Origin of the sequence: Paraburkholderia sp. FT54, from assembly GCF_031585635.1 — a bacterium.
Taxonomy (GTDB): Bacteria; Pseudomonadota; Gammaproteobacteria; order Burkholderiales; family Burkholderiaceae; genus Paraburkholderia.
This window is the reverse complement of sequence record NZ_CP134195.1, coordinates 2677524-2695567: the sequence shown is the minus strand read 5'-3', so window position 1 is coordinate 2695567 and position 18044 is coordinate 2677524. Positions and strand designations below refer to the sequence as shown.

The following is an 18044-nucleotide window of genomic DNA, read 5'->3' as shown; positions in this document are numbered from 1 at the left end:
CGGCATTGGTATCGGCTGCGCCGGTGGGCGCAATCGTTTGCCTTTGAATTCAAGCGGATCCATTTACCTCTATTTAACTATTGGGATGCACGCGCTGACATAAGCGAGCTTGAGACGCCACATGTCATGTGATATCTTCCACCGCCTTACCAGTAATCAAACAAAAAGTCGGTTTCGCATCCGGCGCAACGTCGGATTTGCGCGATGTAAATAATGCCGACGGGCCGGCTCGAAAATCCGCTAGCGGAAACATTCTCCCCGAAGGAGAACGCCGCTCGCGTTCAGACTGAACGGGGAAAAGATTTTGGCGATGAAGAAGCGGGCCCGGGCGTGCGCCGGCGGGGACTCTTGCGGGGCTGTCGAACGTGCGGGCCAACGATTTCTTACGCGTACCTTGATTGCGGTAATGCTTGGGGCGGCCGGTATTGCACCGCTCGCGACTCATGCAGTGACGCCGGCGGAAGTTGCGCCGTTGCAGTCCGCTGCCGCGTCTCAACCCAACCTCGCTTTCTTCTATGCGGCCAATCCGCCTGTTGGCGAATTGCAGGCATTCGATGCCGTCGTGGTCGATCCCGCCACGGGATTCGATCCGGCGGCTCATCCGCTGGCTCATACCACCTGGATCGCGCGTACCAACGGTGCCGAGTCCGCCGGTTCCGCCGACGCGTTTCTCGCCAGTCAGATTGAGCCGCTGTGGCAGCGCGGCTATCGTGGCTTCCTGCTCGACACGCCGGCGGCCGTGGCCGCTGCGGGCCGCATTCATGAGACTCACCCGGACGCGCGCCTCGTGGCGGGCGGCGCCGATGTCATGCGCAACGCGCTGCCGGTTGCGAAGTCGCTGTACGCGGTGGTGGGCGACTCGCTGGTTCGCGGTCTGGACGACAGCGGCCAGCTTCTCGACGTTACCGAATCGTTGCGCGCGCAACGCATCGTAGAGGCGCGTGCGTTCACGCGGCAAAGCGGCGTGCCGGTCGTGTCCGTGGAGTATTGCGCGCGCACCGACCGGCAGTGCGCCCGTGACACGGCCGCGCGCGTCGTGTCGGCCGGCATGCTGCCGTATGTGACGAACAAGGCGCGCGATGTCGTCGGCATCGGCAAGATCGAAGTGCTGCCGCGCAAGATTCTCGTCGTGCAGGACCGCGACACCAGCGATCCGCTCGACCTGAGCGCCGGTGTGCGCGATCTGGCCACGCCGCTCAACTATATGGGCTACGACGTCGAGTACGCCGATTTTTCGTCGCGTCTGCCGGACGCCGTTACGCCGGATCGCTATGCGGGCGTCGTCGCCTGGATCCAGCGCGGCGCGGTGCCCGATCCGCAAGCGTGGCAACGTTGGGTCGCGGCCCGCATGGCGGATCATGTTCCGGTTGCGTTCCTCGGTCAGTTCGGCTTCGACGCCGCCGGCTCCGCCGGCGCGGCGCTCGATCTGCAAGCCGTGAGCGGCACGCTGGCGGGGCCGGTCACGGTGGTCAGGAGCGATCCGATGGTCGGCTTCGAGATCAGCCCGAAGCCCGAGCCGCGCGATCTGCAAGGCGTGCGCGTGGGTTCGCGCAGCCAGTCGCTGCTGCGCGTCTCGGCCAACGGCGTGCTGCTCGATCAGGTCGCGCTCACGCCGTGGGGCGGCTACGCGCTCAGTCCGTATACCGTGACGTCGCTCGACAGCATCGAGCAGGAGCGCTGGGCGATTCAGCCGATGGCGTTCATGAAGGCGGCACTGCATTTGCAGGACATGCCGTCGCCGAGCGTCACGACCGAAAACGGGCGGCGGCTGTTCATGTCGCACGTGGACGGCGACGGTTTTGCCTCGCGCGCCGAATTCCCCGGCCCCGACTATTCCGGCGAAGCGCTGTATCAGCAGATTTTCACTCGCTATCAGGTGCCGATGACGCTCTCGGTGATCGAAGGCGAGGTCGGTCCGAAGGGCCTGCATCCGGATATCTCGCCGCGCCTCGAAGAGATCGCACGCAAGATGTTCGCGCTGCAGCACGTCGAAATCGGCACGCACACGTATTCGCATCCGTTTCAATGGGAGCAGGTGGACAGCAAGACCGGCGCCCAGGTGGACCGCGGCGGCGGCGACGCGGCGTTCTCGCTGAACATTCCGGGTTACCGCTTCAATATCGACCGTGAGATCACGGGTTCGATCGACTACATCAACACGCGTCTTGCGCCGCCGGGAAAGAAGACCGTGCTGCTGCAATGGTCCGGCGACTGCCGGCCGCCGGGTTTCGTCGTGCGCAAGGTGTACGAGGCCGGCGTCTACAACTTCAACGGCGGCGACACGGTCATCACGAAATCGGCCGATAGCTGGACCAACATCGCACCGATCGGCGTGGACAAGGGGCCGGGCGCGTATCAGGTGTATGCGCCGAATCAGGACGAGAACGTCTACACGAACGATTGGCAAGGTCCGTTCTATGGTTTCCAGCGCGTGCTCGAAACCTTCGCGATGACCGATCGGCCGCTGCGCTTCAAGCCGATCGACATTTACTACCACATGTATAGCGGCACCAAGGTGGCCTCGCTGCGCGCGCTCGACCAGATCTTCTCGACGGTGCTCAAGCAGCCGGTGATGCCGGTGTATGTGAGCGAGTACATCCGCAAGGTGCTCGACTGGCACACGTTCGCCGTGGCGAAAGAGGTGGGCCCGCAGGCGAACGACTGGATCGTGCGCGGCAACGGCGAGGTGCGCGAGTTGCACTGGCCGCAAGCGGCCAGGCCGTCGCTCGATAACGCTTCCGGCGTGACCGGTTTTGCAACGGGCTCTGATGGCACCTATATCCATATCGACGGCGGCAGTGCCCGCTTTGCGATCGCCAACGCAACGACCGCGACCGCGAGCGCGGAAAGAGCGCCGTATATCGGCGAAGCCAACGGTTTCGTGCGCAACTTCCGGCGCACGGCGCAAGGCATGCGTTTCGAATTCGCCGGGCACTACCAGCCGTTCGTCAGGCTGGCCAACGCGCAGCAATGCAAGGTCAGCGTCGACACACAGGCTGTCGCCACGCGTCGCGATGGCGAGTTCCTGCGTTTCGATACGCCGGCTGACGTCGGACAGAAACTGAACTACCGGTCAGTCGAGGTCGCCTGTGGCCGATAGTCGCCCACGAATCGCGCCAACGTGGCTCGTCCTGTTGCTCGCGGGCGTCGTGTTGATCACGCTGTATCTCGTGCATCCGCGCGGCGGTCTGCGCAGCCGGATGACGTCAACCGACGCGCCGAGCGATCTCAGCATTGCCTATCTGGAAGCATGGCTGCGTGTGCAGCCCGACAACACGGAGATCCTCTCGGTGCTCGGCACGCAGTATGTGCGTCTCGGACGCAACGAGGACGCGCGCCGTATCGCCACACGCATGGAGGCGATTCCGGGCGATCAGATGCGCCGCGCGGCGCAGTTGCTGCGTCTGACGGTCGACACGCGCGAGACGTTCGCGATGCCCGCGAACGACCCGGGCCGCGATGCCGCGCTCGCCCATTTGCGTACGCAACTCACGAATGCGGCGGCGCTGACGTGGTCGAATGCCGATCTGCAGATGCTGGCCGAGGCGGCTGCATCGGTGAACGCGCAACAGCTCGCCGGCCAGCTCTATGCGCGTCTTGCCGCGCAGGACCCGGCGCAGCAAACGCGCTGGAATCGCGAAGTGGTGCGTTTCGCCATGTATGGCGGCGATTATCGCGGCGCGGCGAATGGCTGGTTCGGCCTGCAAGCGAGCGCGGCGACGTTCGATGCGAAGCGTCAGTGTTTTATCGAAGGCATTCGCGCCTTGCAATCGGGCAATCTGCTCGACGAAGCGCTCGCTGCCGCCAACGAACACGGCGCCGCATTTGCCCACGATCACGAGACGCTCGTCGTGCTGCTGAACCTGGCGCGCGCGGCACACCGTGCGGACCTCGTCGACCGTTACGCGAAGGCGCTGGCCGGCTATGCGCAGGTTCAGCCTGATGAAGACGGCGCGCTGCGCCTCGTCGACTTTATCCGCGAACGCGCGCGCGAAGACGGTTCGCAAAGGCAGTACGCTTATATGGACGGCCCGCAAGCCGGGTCCGGTCTCGCCATGCGCACTCGCACGCACGGCTCGCGCGCCGTGCATCTCGTGCGCGTCGCGGCGCCCACTGCTGCGCCCGCGAAAAGCGCGGCCGCTGTGCCCGCCGCGGCCACTTCGAGCCCTGCAACGGCAGCGGCTTCGGCTGCTGCGCCGGCCACCGCGTCGAACTCCGCGTCCGCATCGACCGACGTCCCCAGCCTCCTGTACCAGTCGTTCCTCGAATCGGGCGATTTGCCCAACGCACAGCGCGTGGCCACCGAACAGGTCGGCAAGAATCCCGGCTCGCCGCTCTGGACCAGGCGCCTCGCTCAGGTGGCCGAATGGAACCACGCGTCGCCGCTCGCCTTGCAGATGTGGCTCGCCTACGCGCAGGCCACGCACGATCCGGAAGGCTGGAAAAACGTCAAGCGCCTCGCGCCGATGCTCAACGACGACAACGCCTATCTGGCGGCATTGATCCAGGCATCGAATGCGGCGCCCGGTGATCTCAAGCTGATCGATTCGGTGGTCGCGGCCTACGAGCGTCTCGGCCGTCCGGACGACGCGCTGGCTTTCCTGCGCGGCCGTCAACGCAATTCGCCGGCTGAAGCGATCGACTCGCGTCTGGGTCAGCTCGCTGAGCGCTCCGGTCACGACGACGAAGCGCTGGCTTACTACCGCAAGCTGAATCAGCTCTATCCGTCGAACACGCAATACGCACTGCGCACGGCGAGCCTCCTGTATCGTCACGGTGACTACAAGGGCGCGCTCGACACGCTGCTCGCCGCACGCCGGGGCGCCAGGGACGACGATGTGCTGTTCTGGCGCAATGCCGCGCAACTCGCGCGTCTGTTGCAGCGTGACGATATCGCGAACGACGCCTACAGGCATCTGCTGGCAAGCGGCCAGGCCACACCCGAGGACCTGAGCGCGATGACGTACTTCTACGACGCGTATCCGGTCGATGCGGCTCGCACCTCCGAGTTGCAGTTCCGCCGCGATCACTCGCAGCGCGCACTGCAGAGCGCGATTCACTACTACACCGATGCCGAACAATACGATCGCGTCGACGCGTTGCTGAACAGCGTGACGCCCGAACAACTGAGGGCCGGTGAGGGCGACCCCGCGTTTCTGCGCGTGCGCGCCGAATACTATCGCCAGACCGACCGCCCGCTCGACGCGCTGCACGATCTTCAGCACGCGGTCTCGCTGCCAGGCGCGACGCTCGACTTGCGCGCCGCGCTGCTCTGGACGCTGGTGGACTACGGCAGCGAAGCGCAACTGCGCAAGGCGGTCGCCGAATGGCGCGATGCACCCGCGCAGGCGCCTGCTTTGTGGGGGCCGCTGGCCGCCGCGCTGATGCGTCTGAACCGGCCGCAAGCCGCGCTCGCGTATCTGCGTCTGCAGTCGGCGTCGATGTCGCGCGATCCGCTGTGGCAACTCACGTACGCCGAAGCGCAGGACATGGCGGGGCGCAGCGATCTCGCCTGGTCGATCCGCCGCAACGTCTGGCGTCAGATGCAGCAGGAAGAGGCCGCGATTCGCGCCAACACGGAGCAAGGTCGGATCGTGCTGCGCACGCGCGCCTCGCAAGGCAGTGAAGTGCGTGAGCAAATGCTCGGCCGCCGCGTCACGCTCGCATCGATCTTCGACAACGCGGACGTGTCGAAGGCTTTCCTGATCGATCTGCTGGCCAGCGACGCCGGCCGCAACGATAACAACGATGCGCGCCGCACGTTGCTGGGCGACGTAGCCGGCCTGCCGCCCGCGCAACCCGCAAAAGCACACGCTGCTGCGTCGCCGGATCAGGCGCAACTGACGTCCTCGGTGGCACGCGATGTGGCGCTCGCCTGGGCGATGTCGCATGAAGCGGATCCGCTGGCGAAGCGCTGGCTGGCTCGCCAGTACGCCAACGTGCTGGCGCAGCCCGCGGAGCAGTTGATCGCGATCGCGCTCGCCGAAAACGACAAGCCCGCGATGGAGCGTCTGCTGGACCAGCAAGGCGCGCGTTTGCCACTTTACAACCGGATCGACGCGTCGATCGCGGTGGATCGTCCGGGCACGGCTGAAAAGCTCGCGTTTCAGGGCCTCGAAGGCGCGCCCTACGATTCGGAATTGCATGGCCGGCTGGAGCAGACCGCGCTGACATGGCCGCAATCGCTCGACGCGAGCGTGACCAGCTACGTCGAGCATCCGCTCGATTACGTCGAACAGACGTTGGCGGGCAGCATCAAGGTCGCCGATTTTTACATGGTCGGCGTGAACGGTGTTCAACGCTTCCAGCATTCGACGGATGAGTCGCAACTGACCAATGTGCCGTCGGTGGATCGTTCGGTGGAGGTTTACGCGCGGCGTCAAACGTACGACACCGCCTTCGTGGTGACCGCCGGCCGCCGCGAAGCGCTCGACAGTTTTTACAGCGTGTCGGTGGGCGCCGAGTGGGGCAGGAACTCGCCGTTGTCGGTGGCCGTCAAGGCGGGCCGCAATCAGACGGCGCGTGAATCGCAGGCATTGCAGGTCGGCGGCATGAAGGACAACGTGATCGGCACGATCACGTACCGCGTGACGCAGCAACTGTATGCCACGGGCACGGTCGAAGCCGATCGTTTCTATAGCCAGGCGCGCAACTACCTGGGCAGCGGTGTGCTGTCGACCGGCGAAATCGGCTATCGGATCCGCACGAACTATCCCGACTACACGTTGCGGCTGGTCGGCGCGCATGGCGACTACAGCGCGAGCGGCGCCGCCGACGGTTTGATTTCTCGGCTGATTCCGGTGGCTGCCGGTCCGGTCAACGCATCGACCTTCATCCCGCAGACGTACTCGCAATACGGGCTGTTCGTCGGTTTCGGCAACGATCTGATCGACCAGTATACGCGTGCCTGGCGGCCGTTCCTCGACGTCGGCCTGTTGCACGACTCATTCCAGGGTTGGGGTCCGGGACTCAGCCTGGGCCTCGCCGGCACCGTATTCGGCGGCGATCACGCGGCGCTCTTTTTCTCGCATCAGCGCGTCTCGCATCTCGGCACACCGGTGACCCAGATCGGCGCTCGCTACAGCTGGTTTTACTGAACCGGATTTCGCATAGTCATCCCAAGGAGAATCCTTCATGTACGGCATTAAACGATTGGCTCGCACGAGCGCCTGGTGTGTCGCGGCAACCGCGCTGGCCCTGATGGTGAGCGCGTGCGGCACGGTGCGCCAGACGCCGGGTCCCGCGCTCTCGCGCGGCGACAAGGTGGCGGTGGTGTCGATCGCCAACTACACCGAAACGCCGGATGCCGGCCATAGCGCCGAGTCGATCGCGGCCAACGCGCTGCGCGCGGGCGGGATCGCCGACGTGCGCATCGCGCCGGCCGATTCGAACCGCAATTCATTGTTCGACACGACGCAACGCGCCGACAGCGACAAGTCGCTCGAATGGGCGCGTTCGCAGAACGCCCGCTATGTATTGTCGGGCGCGGTCGAAGAATGGCGCTACAAGACGGGCGTGGACGGCGAGCCGGTGGTCGGCGTGACCTTCGAACTGATCGACGTGTCGAACGGCGCCGTGGTGTGGAGCGCGACGGGCACGCATACGGGCTGGAGCCGCTCGGGTCTGTCGAGCGTGGCGATCTCGCTGATCGGCAAGGTTCTGTCGCCGTTGCAAGCACGTCAGTAAGAACGTCAATAAGCCTATCCCCGAGGTTGCCGGCTTGCGCCCGAAGTGCGGCCCGCAAGCCGAAACCCGACATGTCATAAGGAACTGGCCGTGAATACCGCAGCCGTGGAAAACAACCCGGGCGCCTCGAAGCCGCGCCATGCGCATCCGTTCGGCAATCTCGGACGCGTGCGCCGCTTGCTGGCGCCCGCGGTGGCGCGGCCGTTCGCGATCGTGGAGACCGTCGTGCTCGTGCTGGTGGTACTGGCCGTGGCGCGCTGGCTTCATCCTGAAGACGCGTTGCTGCTGCACGCCGGTTTTCCGTGGCTGTGGCTGGTGCCATTGCTGGTGGCCCTGCGCTACGGCAGTCTGCTCGGCCTGCTGAGCGGGGCTTTCATGCTCGGCGCATGGGCGCTCTTTTATCCGCACGGCGGCCCGTTCCCGGCGTTGTATTTCGCGGGCGGTTTGATCCAGACGATTCTCGCCGGGCATTTCGGCGATACATGGGGCAGCCGCGCCGGGCGCGCGTCCTCGTTGAACGACTACCTGAACGACCGTCTCGTGGCGTTGACCAACAGCCACTACCTGATGCGGCTGTCGCACGAGCGGCTCGAAAAGGACCTGCTTTCGCGTCCGACCACGTTGCGCGATTCGATTACCGAGCTGCGCCGTCTCTCGGTCGCGACCGATACGGCGCTTGCCGTGCCGGCGGCGGGCAAGGAAAGCGATCCGTCGGGCGGCGATCCGTCGGGCGGCGATCCGCTTGACGGCGCGGGCGGTCTGCTCGAGTTCGTCGCGCAGGCCTGCCAGATCGAGGTTGCGGCGCTGTATCCGGTGCATCGCGGCAAGCTCGGCACGCAGGCCATCGCGCAGATCGGCGACGCGTTCGAACTCGCCGTGCACGATCAACTCGTCACGCATGCGCTCACCACGCTGAGCGTCGCGCATCTGAAGAACGAAGACACGGTGCTGCCGGTCAGCCAGTACCTCGTCTGCGCGCCGCTGGTGTCCGCGAACGGTGAGCTGCGCGCGCTGCTCGTCGTCAAGCGCATGCCGTTCCTGTCGCTCAATTTCGACAACCTGCAACTGTTGCTGGTGTTGCTCGGTTATTACGCCGACGGCGTCGAGCATTCCGCTTTCGTGCAGCGCATTCTGGACCGCGTGCCGAATTGCCCGTACGAGTTCGCGCTCGACCTGAGCCGCCTCACGCGTCTTCAGCAGAAGGCGGGCGTGGCGTCGTCGCTCGTCGCACTGGCGTTTCCGCGCGATGAAGAGGGCGACTCGCTGTTCGAGCACGTCATGCGCCGACGCCGTTCACTCGACGTGATGTGGCCGGTGCAGACGGCCAAGCAGTCGGTGCTGGTGAACCTGATGCCGGCTACCGACACGACCGGGATCGACGGCTATCTGGCGCGGATCGAGGCCAGCCTCACGGCCCAGTTCAACACCGACCTGGAACGCGCGCGCGTCGGCGTTCATACGCTCCACCTCGAGGGCGACGAGCCGGGCGCGGCGCTGATGCGTCTTCTCAAACGAAGCGGCCTCGATGTCTAAGACCCTTTCTCTCGTCGTCAGCGCGCTTGCGGCCGTGGTGGCCGTGATCATGCAATATCTGGCGATCGCGAGCCTGCTGCAACCAGCCGGCGCGATCGATCCTTTGGTGCGCTTTCTCGCGCTGCAAGCGGTGGCGGGACTCGCCGAAGCAGCCGCGTTCAGCGCATGGTTGCCGTCGAATTATCGTGAGCCCCGAGTGGTGTCGTTCCTGTTCCTGTGGCTCGCCTGTACCTTCGTGCCGCTGTTCGGCGGCCTCGTCGTGCTGAGCAGCTGCGTGTGGGCGGCGCTCTTTCCGGGCAACAAGGACAGCGATCAGCTCGCCGATGTGCCGCGCCCGGAATTCGTCACCTACCTGGTGTCGCGTGTGTCGCACGGCGGCGGTGCGCGGCTGCAGGCGCGCCTTGCCAATACCCAGGTGTCGCCCACCGACCGGCTGTCCGCGCTGGTGGCGATCCAGAACATGCCGACCCGCACTACGGGCACGTTGCTGCGCGAGTTGCTTGCCGACCCGCTCGAAGACATTCGCCTGATCGCTTACGGTACGCTGGATCACGCCGAAAACGAAATCATGCAGAAGATCTTCCGGGCCAGCAAAGCGCTGGAAACGACCGACAGCGACGTCGAACGCCACACGCTCAACCGGATGCTCGCCGAGCTTTATTTCGAACTCGTGTACCAGAACCTGGTGCAGGGCGCGGTCTATCGCCATACGCTGCAACAAGCCGACCGCTACGCGCAGGCGGCGCTCGAGACCGATCCGGGGGATGCCGCGCTGTGGCTGATTCGCGGCCGTCTCGCGCTGGCGAGCAGCCAGCCGGATGCCGCGCACGAATATATTGGCCGCGCGCTCGCGCTCGGTTTCCCGCGCGAACGGCTCGTGCCGTGGCTGGCTGAAGCCGACTTCCTGCGCGGCGACTACGCTCGCGTCAAGCAGCTTCTCGCGTCGCTGGGCAATGCCGCCGCGTTGCCCACACTCAAACCGGTTGTGAAGTACTGGTCATGATGAAACAACTCCCGATCCGCCGTGCCGCCGATGCCGATGTCTGCCTGCTGCTGGAAGGCACGTTCCCGTTCGTGCGTGGCGGCGTGTCGAGCTGGGTCAATGAAATGATCCGCTCGTATCCGGCGACCCGTTTCGCGATTGTCTTCATCGGCAGCCGGGAACAGGACTACAACGGGGCTGCGTATGCATTGCCGGACAACGTCGTGCATATCGAAGCGCACTACCTGTACGAGCAGGCCGTGGCGGACTTTCAGCCGCGTGCCGTCGATGGCGACCCCGCGGCCTTTGCGCGCTCGCAGAATTTGCACGACGCACTGCGCGATCCGCGCAACGGCAGGGACGTGAGCGCGCTGATGGCCGACGTGATTCCGATGCTCGGGACGAACGGCGCATTGAGCGAGGAACAATTTCTGTCGAGCCGCGCGGCCTGGGACACGATCGTCGATCAATATCAGAAGTACTGCACCGATCCGTCGTTCACCGATTACTTCTGGACCGTGCGCATCATGCACAAGCCGCTGTGGCAGCTCGCGCGCGTCGCCGAAAAGCTGCTGCCGGCCAAGGTGTACCACACGGTATCGACCGGATATGGCGGCTTTCTCGGCGCACTGGCGCACTACCGCACGGGCCGCCCGCTGCTGATCTCCGAGCACGGCATTTACACCAAAGAGCGCAAGATCGATCTGCTGCAGAGCCAGTGGATTCGCGATAACCGCGGCGTGTTCGAACGCGACATTTCGCGTGTCAGCTATTTCCGTGAACTGTGGGTGCGTTTCTTCGAGGCGATCGGCAAGCTCGCGTACGACGCGGCGGACGACATCGTCGCGTTGTACGAGGCGAACCGCCAGCGCCAGGTCACGGACGGCGCGCGCGCCGAGCGCACGCAATGCATTCCGAACGGGATCGACGTCGACGCGCTCGCGCCGCTGGTGGCCGCACGCAAGCCGCGCTCGCACCGCGTGGCCGCGTTGATTGGGCGCGTGGTGCCGATCAAGGACATCAAGACCTTCATTCGCGCGATCTTCATTGCGTCGCGCACCATGCCGGATCTGGAGGGCTGGATCATCGGACCGGAAGAGGAAGATCCCGCTTACGCGCTCGAATGCCGCGCGCTCGTGGAGAGTCTCGGGCTTGGCCGCAATGTGAAATTCCTCGGTTTCCAGCGCATCGACGACATGCTGCCGCAAGTCGACGTGATCGCGCTGACGTCGATCAGCGAGGCGCTGCCGCTGGTGGTGCTGGAAGGATTCGCGGCCGGCGTGCCGGCCATCACGACGGATGTGGGTTCGTGCCGTCAACTGATCGAAGGCGTGGATGCGGAAGATCGCGCGCTCGGGCCGGCCGGCATGGTGGTCCAGCTCGCGGACCCGGCGGCGTTCGCCCAGGCGGTGCTGTCGCTGCTCGCCGACGAAACCCGCTGGCGGGCCGCGCAGCAGGCCGGACTCGCGCGCGTGCGCCGCTATTACACCAGGAAGCAGATGATCGACCGTTATCGCACGCTGTACGAGCGCCTTGCCGCGTTGCCGGACCGCGAGCGCAACGGCACGGCCGCCGACGCGGCGCGCTGCCCGATGCATCACGGCACTCAATCCAAGCCAGGGCCGCAGCCCGTTCAATCGCAGGAGACACGCTGATGGCGGGAATCGGCTTCGAATTACGCAAGATCATGCGCCGCGACACGCTGGTCGGCGTGGCGCGCGCGTATGCCTACGCGGGCCTGATCAGTTCCGGGCCGCTGATCCTGTCGATCTTCGGCATCCTGATCATCGGGCTGATCAGTCTCACCTCGGTGATTCCGCGCTTCGCGATCGTGCAGTTTCAGGTATCGGTCACTTATCTGATCGCGCTCAGCCTGATTCTGACCGGGCCGCTGCAACTGTCGTTCACGCGCTTCATCTCCGATCGGCTGTTCGAAAAGCGCGACGACCTCGTGCTGTCGAACTATAACGGTGTGGTGCTGGTGTCGTCGGTGCTGGCCAGCGTGGCCGCGGTAGTCGCGATGCTGGCAGGTTTTCGCGAGGAGCCGTTGATCTACCGCTTGCTGATGATTACGGGCTTCGTCGTGGTCAGCAATATCTGGATCGCCGTGATCTTCCTGTCGAGCGTGAAGCAATACCGGCAGATTCTGGTGGTGTTCGCCGTGGGTTATACGTGCGTGGTGTGCTTCGCGCTCGCGTTGAACGGCTACGGACTGGCCGGCCTGCTCGGCGGCTTCGTGGCGGGGCACATCGTGCTGCTCGCCGGGTTGTCGGGGCTGATCTACCGCAATTACCACAGCGAGCGTTTCGTGTCGTTCGAAGTGTTCGAGCGCCGCTTTGCCTATCCGAGCCTCGCGCTGGTCGGCCTGTTGTTCAACGTCGGCGTGTGGCTCGACAAGTTCATGTTCTGGTATGCGCCGGGCACCGGCACGCGCGTGATCGGGCCGCTGCATGCCTCGGTGATCTACGACATTCCGATTTTTATCGCCTACGTGTGCGTGATGCCCGGCATGGCGACCTTCCTCGTGCGCATCGAAGCGGATTTCGTCGAGTACTACGATGCCTTCTATGACGCGGTGCGCAGCGGCGCGACGCTGCGCCATATCAACGAAATGCGCGACATGATGGTGAGCAGCGTGCGTGCCGGTCTGTACGAAATCATCAAGGTGCAGGCCGTCGTGCTGTTGCTGATCATCGCCTTCGGCGAGCGCGTGCTGGGCTCGCTCGGCATTTCGCCGCTCTATATGCCGCTGCTCGTCGTCGACGTGGTGTCGGCGAGCCTGCAGGTGTTGCTGCTGGGCCTGCTCAACGTGTTCTTCTATCTCGACGGACGGCGCGTCGTGCTGCGGCTCACCGGCGCGTTCGTCGTGCTGAACGGGCTCTTCACCGGCATCACGCTCACGCTCGGGCCGGATTTCTACGGCTATGGATTCGCGCTGGCGTTGCTGGTCGTGGTGGTCGCATCCGTGAAGGTGCTCGACCGCAAATTCATGTCTCTGGAATACGAAACGTATATGTTGCGGGGTTGAAGTGAAGGCGTCGCTGTTTTCGACCCAGGAAGGCGGCACGGGTAGCGCGAATGGCTCGACGGCGGCCGGTGTCGTGCTTGCCCGCGGCCGTCAGAACCGACATCTGAAGCGGGCCGCGTTGCCCGCACGACACGAAAGAGGAACCGGCTTTGTCCGAGCACGATCACGACCGACGTTTCACATTGCGCGCGCTGTTGCGCCGTGTCAGCCGATTCGCGCGCATGGCCGCGTTGGGCGCGCTGGCTTCGGTGGCGCACGCGCAGGGCGCGGCGGATGCGCCCACGGGGCCGTCGGTGGCGCTGTTCTACGGCGCGAATCCGCCGGTTGAAGAACTGGCCAGATTCGATGTCGTGGTGATCGACCCCGACGCGCACTTCGATCCGCGCGCTCACGCGAACACGCATCCGGCGTGGTTCGCTTACGTGAGCGTGGGTGAGGTGAACCCGCATCGCTCGTATTACAGGGCCATGCCGCGCGCGTGGCTGCCAGGCGTCAACGAGGCGTGGGCCTCGCATGTGATCGATCAGACAGCGGCCGAATGGCCTGCGTTTTTCGTGGACAAGGTGATTGCACCGCTATGGAAAAAAGGCTATCGGGGCTTTTTCCTCGACACGCTCGACTCCTACCACCTGATCGCCAAAACCGACGCCACGCGAGCCGCGCAGGAGGCTGGATTGGTGCGCGTCATCCGCGCGATCAGGACGCGTTATCCGAGGGCGCAACTGATCTTCAATCGCGGCTTCGAGGTCTTGCCGCGAGTCCATGATCTTGCCTACCTGGTGGCGTTCGAATCGCTGTATCGCGGTTGGGATGCCGGCAAGCAGCGTTATACGGAAGTGCCGCAGGCCGATCGCGCCTGGCTGCTGATGCAGACGGCGATCATCCGCGAGCAATACAAACTGCCAGTGCTGGCCATCGACTATTGCCCGCCCGCCGACGACACGTGCGCCGCCGCCACCGCGGCGCGGATTACGGAAGCCGGGTTCGTGCCTTATGTCACCGACGGCGGGCTCGCGACTGTCGGCGTGGGCGCCACAGGGCGACGTTGAGCGACTGTGCCACTCGAATTGAATGCATATAAAGGGGAATTTCGCATGGTCTTGAAAGGCACGATTCTGGTAACCGGCGGCGCCGGCTTTATCGGCTCGCATACCTGTGTCGAATTGCTGAACGGCGGCTACGACGTGGTGGTGGTCGATAACCTCGTCAACAGCAACCGCGAGTCGCTCAAACGCGTCGAGCAGATTACCGGCAAGCGTGTGGCGTTCTACGAAACGGATTCGCGCGACGAAGCCGCGCTGCAACGCATTTTCGACGCGCACCCGGTGACCGGCGCGATTCACTTCGCGGCGCTTAAAGCGGTGGGTGAGTCGGTCTCGAAGCCGATCGAGTATTACGACAACAACCTCGGCAGTCTGCTGACGCTGCTCTCGGTCATGCGCGCGCGCAATGTGAAGCAGTTTGTGTTCAGTTCGTCGGCCACGGTGTACGGCGTTCCGAAGACCTCGCCGATCGACGAATCGTTTCCGCTCTCGGCCACGAATCCGTACGGCCAGACGAAGCTGATCGCCGAACAGGTGCTGCGCGACCTGGAAGTGTCGGATGCGTCATGGCGTATCGCGACGCTGCGTTATTTCAATCCGGTCGGTGCGCACGAGAGCGGTCTGATCGGCGAAGACCCGGGCGGCGTGCCGAACAACCTCATGCCGTATGTCGCGCAGGTAGCGGTCGGCAAGCTGGAGAAGCTGCGTGTGTTCGGCGGCGACTACGACACGCCCGACGGCACCGGCGTGCGTGACTACATCCACGTGGTGGATCTGGCGCGCGGACACCTGGCCGCGCTCGACGCGCTCGTCGAGCGCGATGCGAGCTTCGTCGTGAATCTCGGCACGGGGCAGGGCTATAGCGTACTGGATGTGGTGCACTCGTTCGAACAGGCGTCGGGCAAGCCGGTGCCGTATGAAATCGTGGCGCGTCGTCCGGGCGACGTGGCGTCGTGCTTCGCGGACCCTGCCGCGGCTGAAACGCTGCTCGGCTGGCGCGCGCGGTACGGCATCGAGCGGATGTGCGCGGACCACTGGCGCTGGCAATCGACCAATCCTGCCGGTTACGCCTGAGACCGCGCTCGATTCGGGGTGGCACAAGGCCCATGTGTTCGCGGCCGTGGCCCTTCGGAATGCGCGGGGGCTGAAGCATCGCCACTTGCCGTCTGCACCCTGCCATGTGCCCTGTGCCCCGTGTCTCGAGCGCACGGCGCGGCGCTCGCATCTCTCCAATCCTTCTCCCGCAGCCGCTCGCCCGCCGCGAAGCCCGCCATCGCGACGGGCGTATTGCTCCCGCAATCTGGCGGGCCGCTCATGTGATTGCGTAAACACCTGTATGAATGTACAGTATCTCGCAAGGCGTGTCGCAGCGGCGAGCCGGCATTCGATCGCCCGGTGCGAGACCGCCACGATGCGGCGGCTGCGACGGTTCGTGTGTGGGTACCGCGAAGTCCTGCAAGGCGTGAGATGCGCGAGAGAGCTTACGGAGAGAACATGTTTCGATTTTTGAGCTTGGGCACCATGCTGTTCGCTGTGGCTTCGACGGGAATGGCGGGCGAGCATTATGTCGAAATCTGGAACCCGCCGGAGGCGCGAGCGCGCATGCCGCATCGCGCGGTTGCTGCCTGTCGGGCGGCGAGTGGTAGACACTCCATTTCGCATGCCGTGACGGTCCACGCGCAGCGCACACCGGCGCCTGTCGCGAAGCTTGCAACGAGAACGGATATGCGAGAGAAGGTGCCTGTCCATGCGCCGGATATGTCCGGGATTCCGCGGCAGATCACGCCCGAGGGCAATGTGTTGCGTGTGGATGCTCGCGGCATCTCAGCCGAGGTGATGCGCTGATGGAGTCCCAGACTTATCACGGCTACACCGTCTGGGGTCACGCCATCTTGCAGCAGGAGGACATCTTGCGGCCCGAACGGTACGGTGCTAGCGGGACCATTACGCTCGCCGGCAAGCTGATCGAAGCGTCGGGCATTCTCGCCCACTTCGATACCGAGGAAGAAGCGCAACGCGCCGGTCTCGAATGGGCGCGTGCCTGGATCGACAGCCACGGGTGACCAGCGCGGAAAAGGTCAGGCATGGGTGACGACGCGCATCGCAGCACGTACATGCCGCGGCTCACACCCTTCACCGCAACTGCGTCACCGCGAGAAGCAGAACCATACTGCCGATCGCGCCATCCAGCACACGCCATGCCGTTGCCCGCTTGAAGAGCGGCGCGAGGGCGCGTGCGCCGTAACCCAAACCGATAAACCAGATCCCGCTGACGGCCATCGCACCCAGCGCGAACGCAAGCCGCGCGCCTTCGGGTTCGCGTGCGCCGGCCGTGCCGATCAGCAGGAACGTGTCGAGATACACGTGCGGATTGAGCCACGTGAAGGCAAGCGTCATCAGAATGATCGGTACGGCGCGCTGCACGGGCGCGGTGCCAGTGTCTCCACCTTCCAGCACTGCATGCCCCGGCCGCGCCGCGCGGCGCAGCGCGTTGATCCCGAACCACGCCAGATAGGCGAGCCCGACATACAGCATGGCGTGGACGAACACGGGATAGCGCTCGACCAGCACCGATGCGCCGCCGACGCCGGCGCCGATCAGAACAAAGTCCGACAACGCGCACAGTGCGACGATCTTGCCGACGTGCGAGCGCATGATGCCCTGACGCAGCACGAAAGCGTTTTGCGCGCCGATCGTCACGATCAGGGATGCGCACAAGGCGGCGCCGTGGGAAAAAGACAGCCAGTTCATAGTCGATCCGGTAGACGGGGGAAGCGAAGGGGGCTAGTCTGCGGGTTGGCTGCTCATGAGAGAAGCTAATTCGCTTAATGCCGATTAAGGAACGCTAATGCTCGACTATGCGTTGCTCGATGCGCTCGCCGCCGTGGTGCGTCACGGCTCGTTCGACCGTGCCGCCAGCGAACTGAATGTGACGCCGTCCGCGGTGTCGCAGCGGGTCAAACTGCTGGAAGAGCGCGTGGGCAGCGTGCTGGTGAAGCGCGGCCAACCTTGCGTCGCGACCACCTCGGGCGCGCTGCTGTGCCGCCATACCGAACGCGTGCAATTGCTGGAAGCGGAACTGACGGGCCGCCTGCCGGCGCTGCCCGGTGCGCTGGTGGAACCGTGGCCGGCGTTGCGCGTGGCCGTCAACGACGACAGCGTCGGCACCTGGTTCATCGACGCGGTCGCGCAATTCTGCATAGAACGGGAGATGCTGCTCGATCTCGTGATCGACGATCAGGACCACACCGCGCAGCGGATTCGCGATGGCAGCGTGCAAGGCGCGGTCACCACGCAAGCCGAGCCGGTGCAGGGTTGCCGCTCCACGCGGCTTGGACGCATGCGCTATCTGGCGGTCTGCTCGCCGGATTTTCTTGCACGTCACTTTGCCGACGGCGTCACGCGCGAGAGCCTGCGGCGCACTCCGTGCGTCGACTTCAATCCCAAAGATCAATTGCAAAAGCGTTTCATGCGACGCATCACGCGCGCGGAACTCGATCCGCCGCTGCATTGGATTCCGCACGTTGCCGGATTCTTGCGCGCCTGTGTCACGGGGCTCGGCTGGGGCATGTGCCCCGAACGCATGATCGTCTCGCATCTGGCCAGCGGCGAGCTGGTGGAGATCGCGCCGGGCAAGCCGATCGATGTCGATCTTTACTGGCAGAGCTGGCGATTGTCGATCGGCTGGCTCGACGACTTCGGCGCGGTGCTGCGCAAGCGGTCAGCGGAGTTTCTGGACTGAGGGCGCGGGACGTGTCGTCAGAACCGCTCA

The 18044-nt window shown here is 64.8% G+C and carries 13 protein-coding genes; 12 read left to right on the top strand and 1 reads right to left on the bottom strand.

All coding sequences use genetic code 11. From position 1 onward, the window contains the following. Positions 1-406: 406 nt before the first annotated feature. From RI103_RS12480 to RI103_RS12430, 11 genes are all read left to right on the top strand, one after another. Positions 407-3100, top strand: a complete 2694-nt coding sequence (locus RI103_RS12480) for a sugar ABC transporter (protein ID WP_310812312.1) — start codon at positions 407-409, stop codon at positions 3098-3100. Then, complete coding sequence (locus RI103_RS12475; RefSeq protein WP_310812311.1) at positions 3090-7097, top strand: tetratricopeptide repeat protein; 4008 nt, start codon at positions 3090-3092, stop codon at positions 7095-7097. Before RI103_RS12480 ends, RI103_RS12475 begins: the two co-directional genes overlap by 11 nt. A 37-nt stretch (positions 7098-7134) precedes the next feature. Then, on the top strand, positions 7135-7686 hold the full coding sequence (locus tag RI103_RS12470) for a penicillin-binding protein activator LpoB (protein ID WP_310812310.1): 552 nt from the start codon (positions 7135-7137) through the stop codon (positions 7684-7686). Between the two features lie 90 nt (positions 7687-7776). Continuing rightward, complete coding sequence (locus RI103_RS12465; protein ID WP_310812309.1) at positions 7777-9219, top strand: PelD GGDEF domain-containing protein; 1443 nt, start codon at positions 7777-7779, stop codon at positions 9217-9219. Beyond that, the gene (locus RI103_RS12460) at positions 9212-10222 is read left to right on the top strand and encodes a hypothetical protein (RefSeq protein WP_310812308.1); all 1011 of its coding nucleotides are present in this window, start codon (positions 9212-9214) and stop codon (positions 10220-10222) included. Before RI103_RS12465 ends, RI103_RS12460 begins: the two co-directional genes overlap by 8 nt. Then, positions 10219-11856: a GT4 family glycosyltransferase PelF gene (gene pelF / locus RI103_RS12455; RefSeq protein WP_310812307.1), complete on the top strand. Its 1638-nt coding sequence runs from the start codon at positions 10219-10221 to the stop codon at positions 11854-11856. The genes RI103_RS12460 and pelF overlap by 4 nt, the downstream gene beginning before the upstream one ends. Continuing rightward, positions 11856-13229 carry an exopolysaccharide Pel transporter PelG gene (gene pelG, locus RI103_RS12450; protein WP_310812306.1) on the top strand — a complete coding sequence of 458 codons (1374 nt, stop codon included), beginning with the start codon at positions 11856-11858 and terminating at the stop codon, positions 13227-13229. Before pelF ends, pelG begins: the two co-directional genes overlap by 1 nt. 149 nt (positions 13230-13378) lie before the next feature. After that, positions 13379-14278 (top strand): endo alpha-1,4 polygalactosaminidase, encoded by a 900-nt coding sequence (locus tag RI103_RS12445; protein ID WP_310812305.1) that lies wholly within the window; start codon positions 13379-13381, stop codon positions 14276-14278. A 45-nt stretch (positions 14279-14323) separates the two neighbouring features. Next, positions 14324-15346, top strand: coding sequence for a UDP-glucose 4-epimerase GalE (gene galE / locus RI103_RS12440; protein ID WP_310812304.1), 1023 nt, complete (start codon positions 14324-14326; stop codon positions 15344-15346). A 420-nt stretch (positions 15347-15766) separates the two neighbouring features. Further along, complete coding sequence (locus RI103_RS12435) at positions 15767-16117, top strand: hypothetical protein (protein ID WP_310812303.1); 351 nt, start codon at positions 15767-15769, stop codon at positions 16115-16117. After that, positions 16117-16335: a hypothetical protein gene (locus tag RI103_RS12430; protein WP_310812302.1), complete on the top strand. Its 219-nt coding sequence runs from the start codon at positions 16117-16119 to the stop codon at positions 16333-16335. Before RI103_RS12435 ends, RI103_RS12430 begins: the two co-directional genes overlap by 1 nt. 70 nt (positions 16336-16405) lie before the next feature. On the opposite strand, the gene RI103_RS12425 is transcribed toward RI103_RS12430, so the two are convergent. Then, positions 16406-17023, bottom strand: coding sequence for a LysE/ArgO family amino acid transporter (locus RI103_RS12425; protein ID WP_310812301.1), 618 nt, complete (start codon positions 17021-17023; stop codon positions 16406-16408). Positions 17024-17120: 97 nt separating this feature from the next. Here RI103_RS12425 and RI103_RS12420 point away from each other — a divergent pair, with 97 nt between their 5' ends. Continuing rightward, positions 17121-18014, top strand: coding sequence for a LysR family transcriptional regulator ArgP (locus RI103_RS12420; protein ID WP_310812300.1), 894 nt, complete (start codon positions 17121-17123; stop codon positions 18012-18014). Positions 18015-18044: the final 30 nt, after the last annotated feature.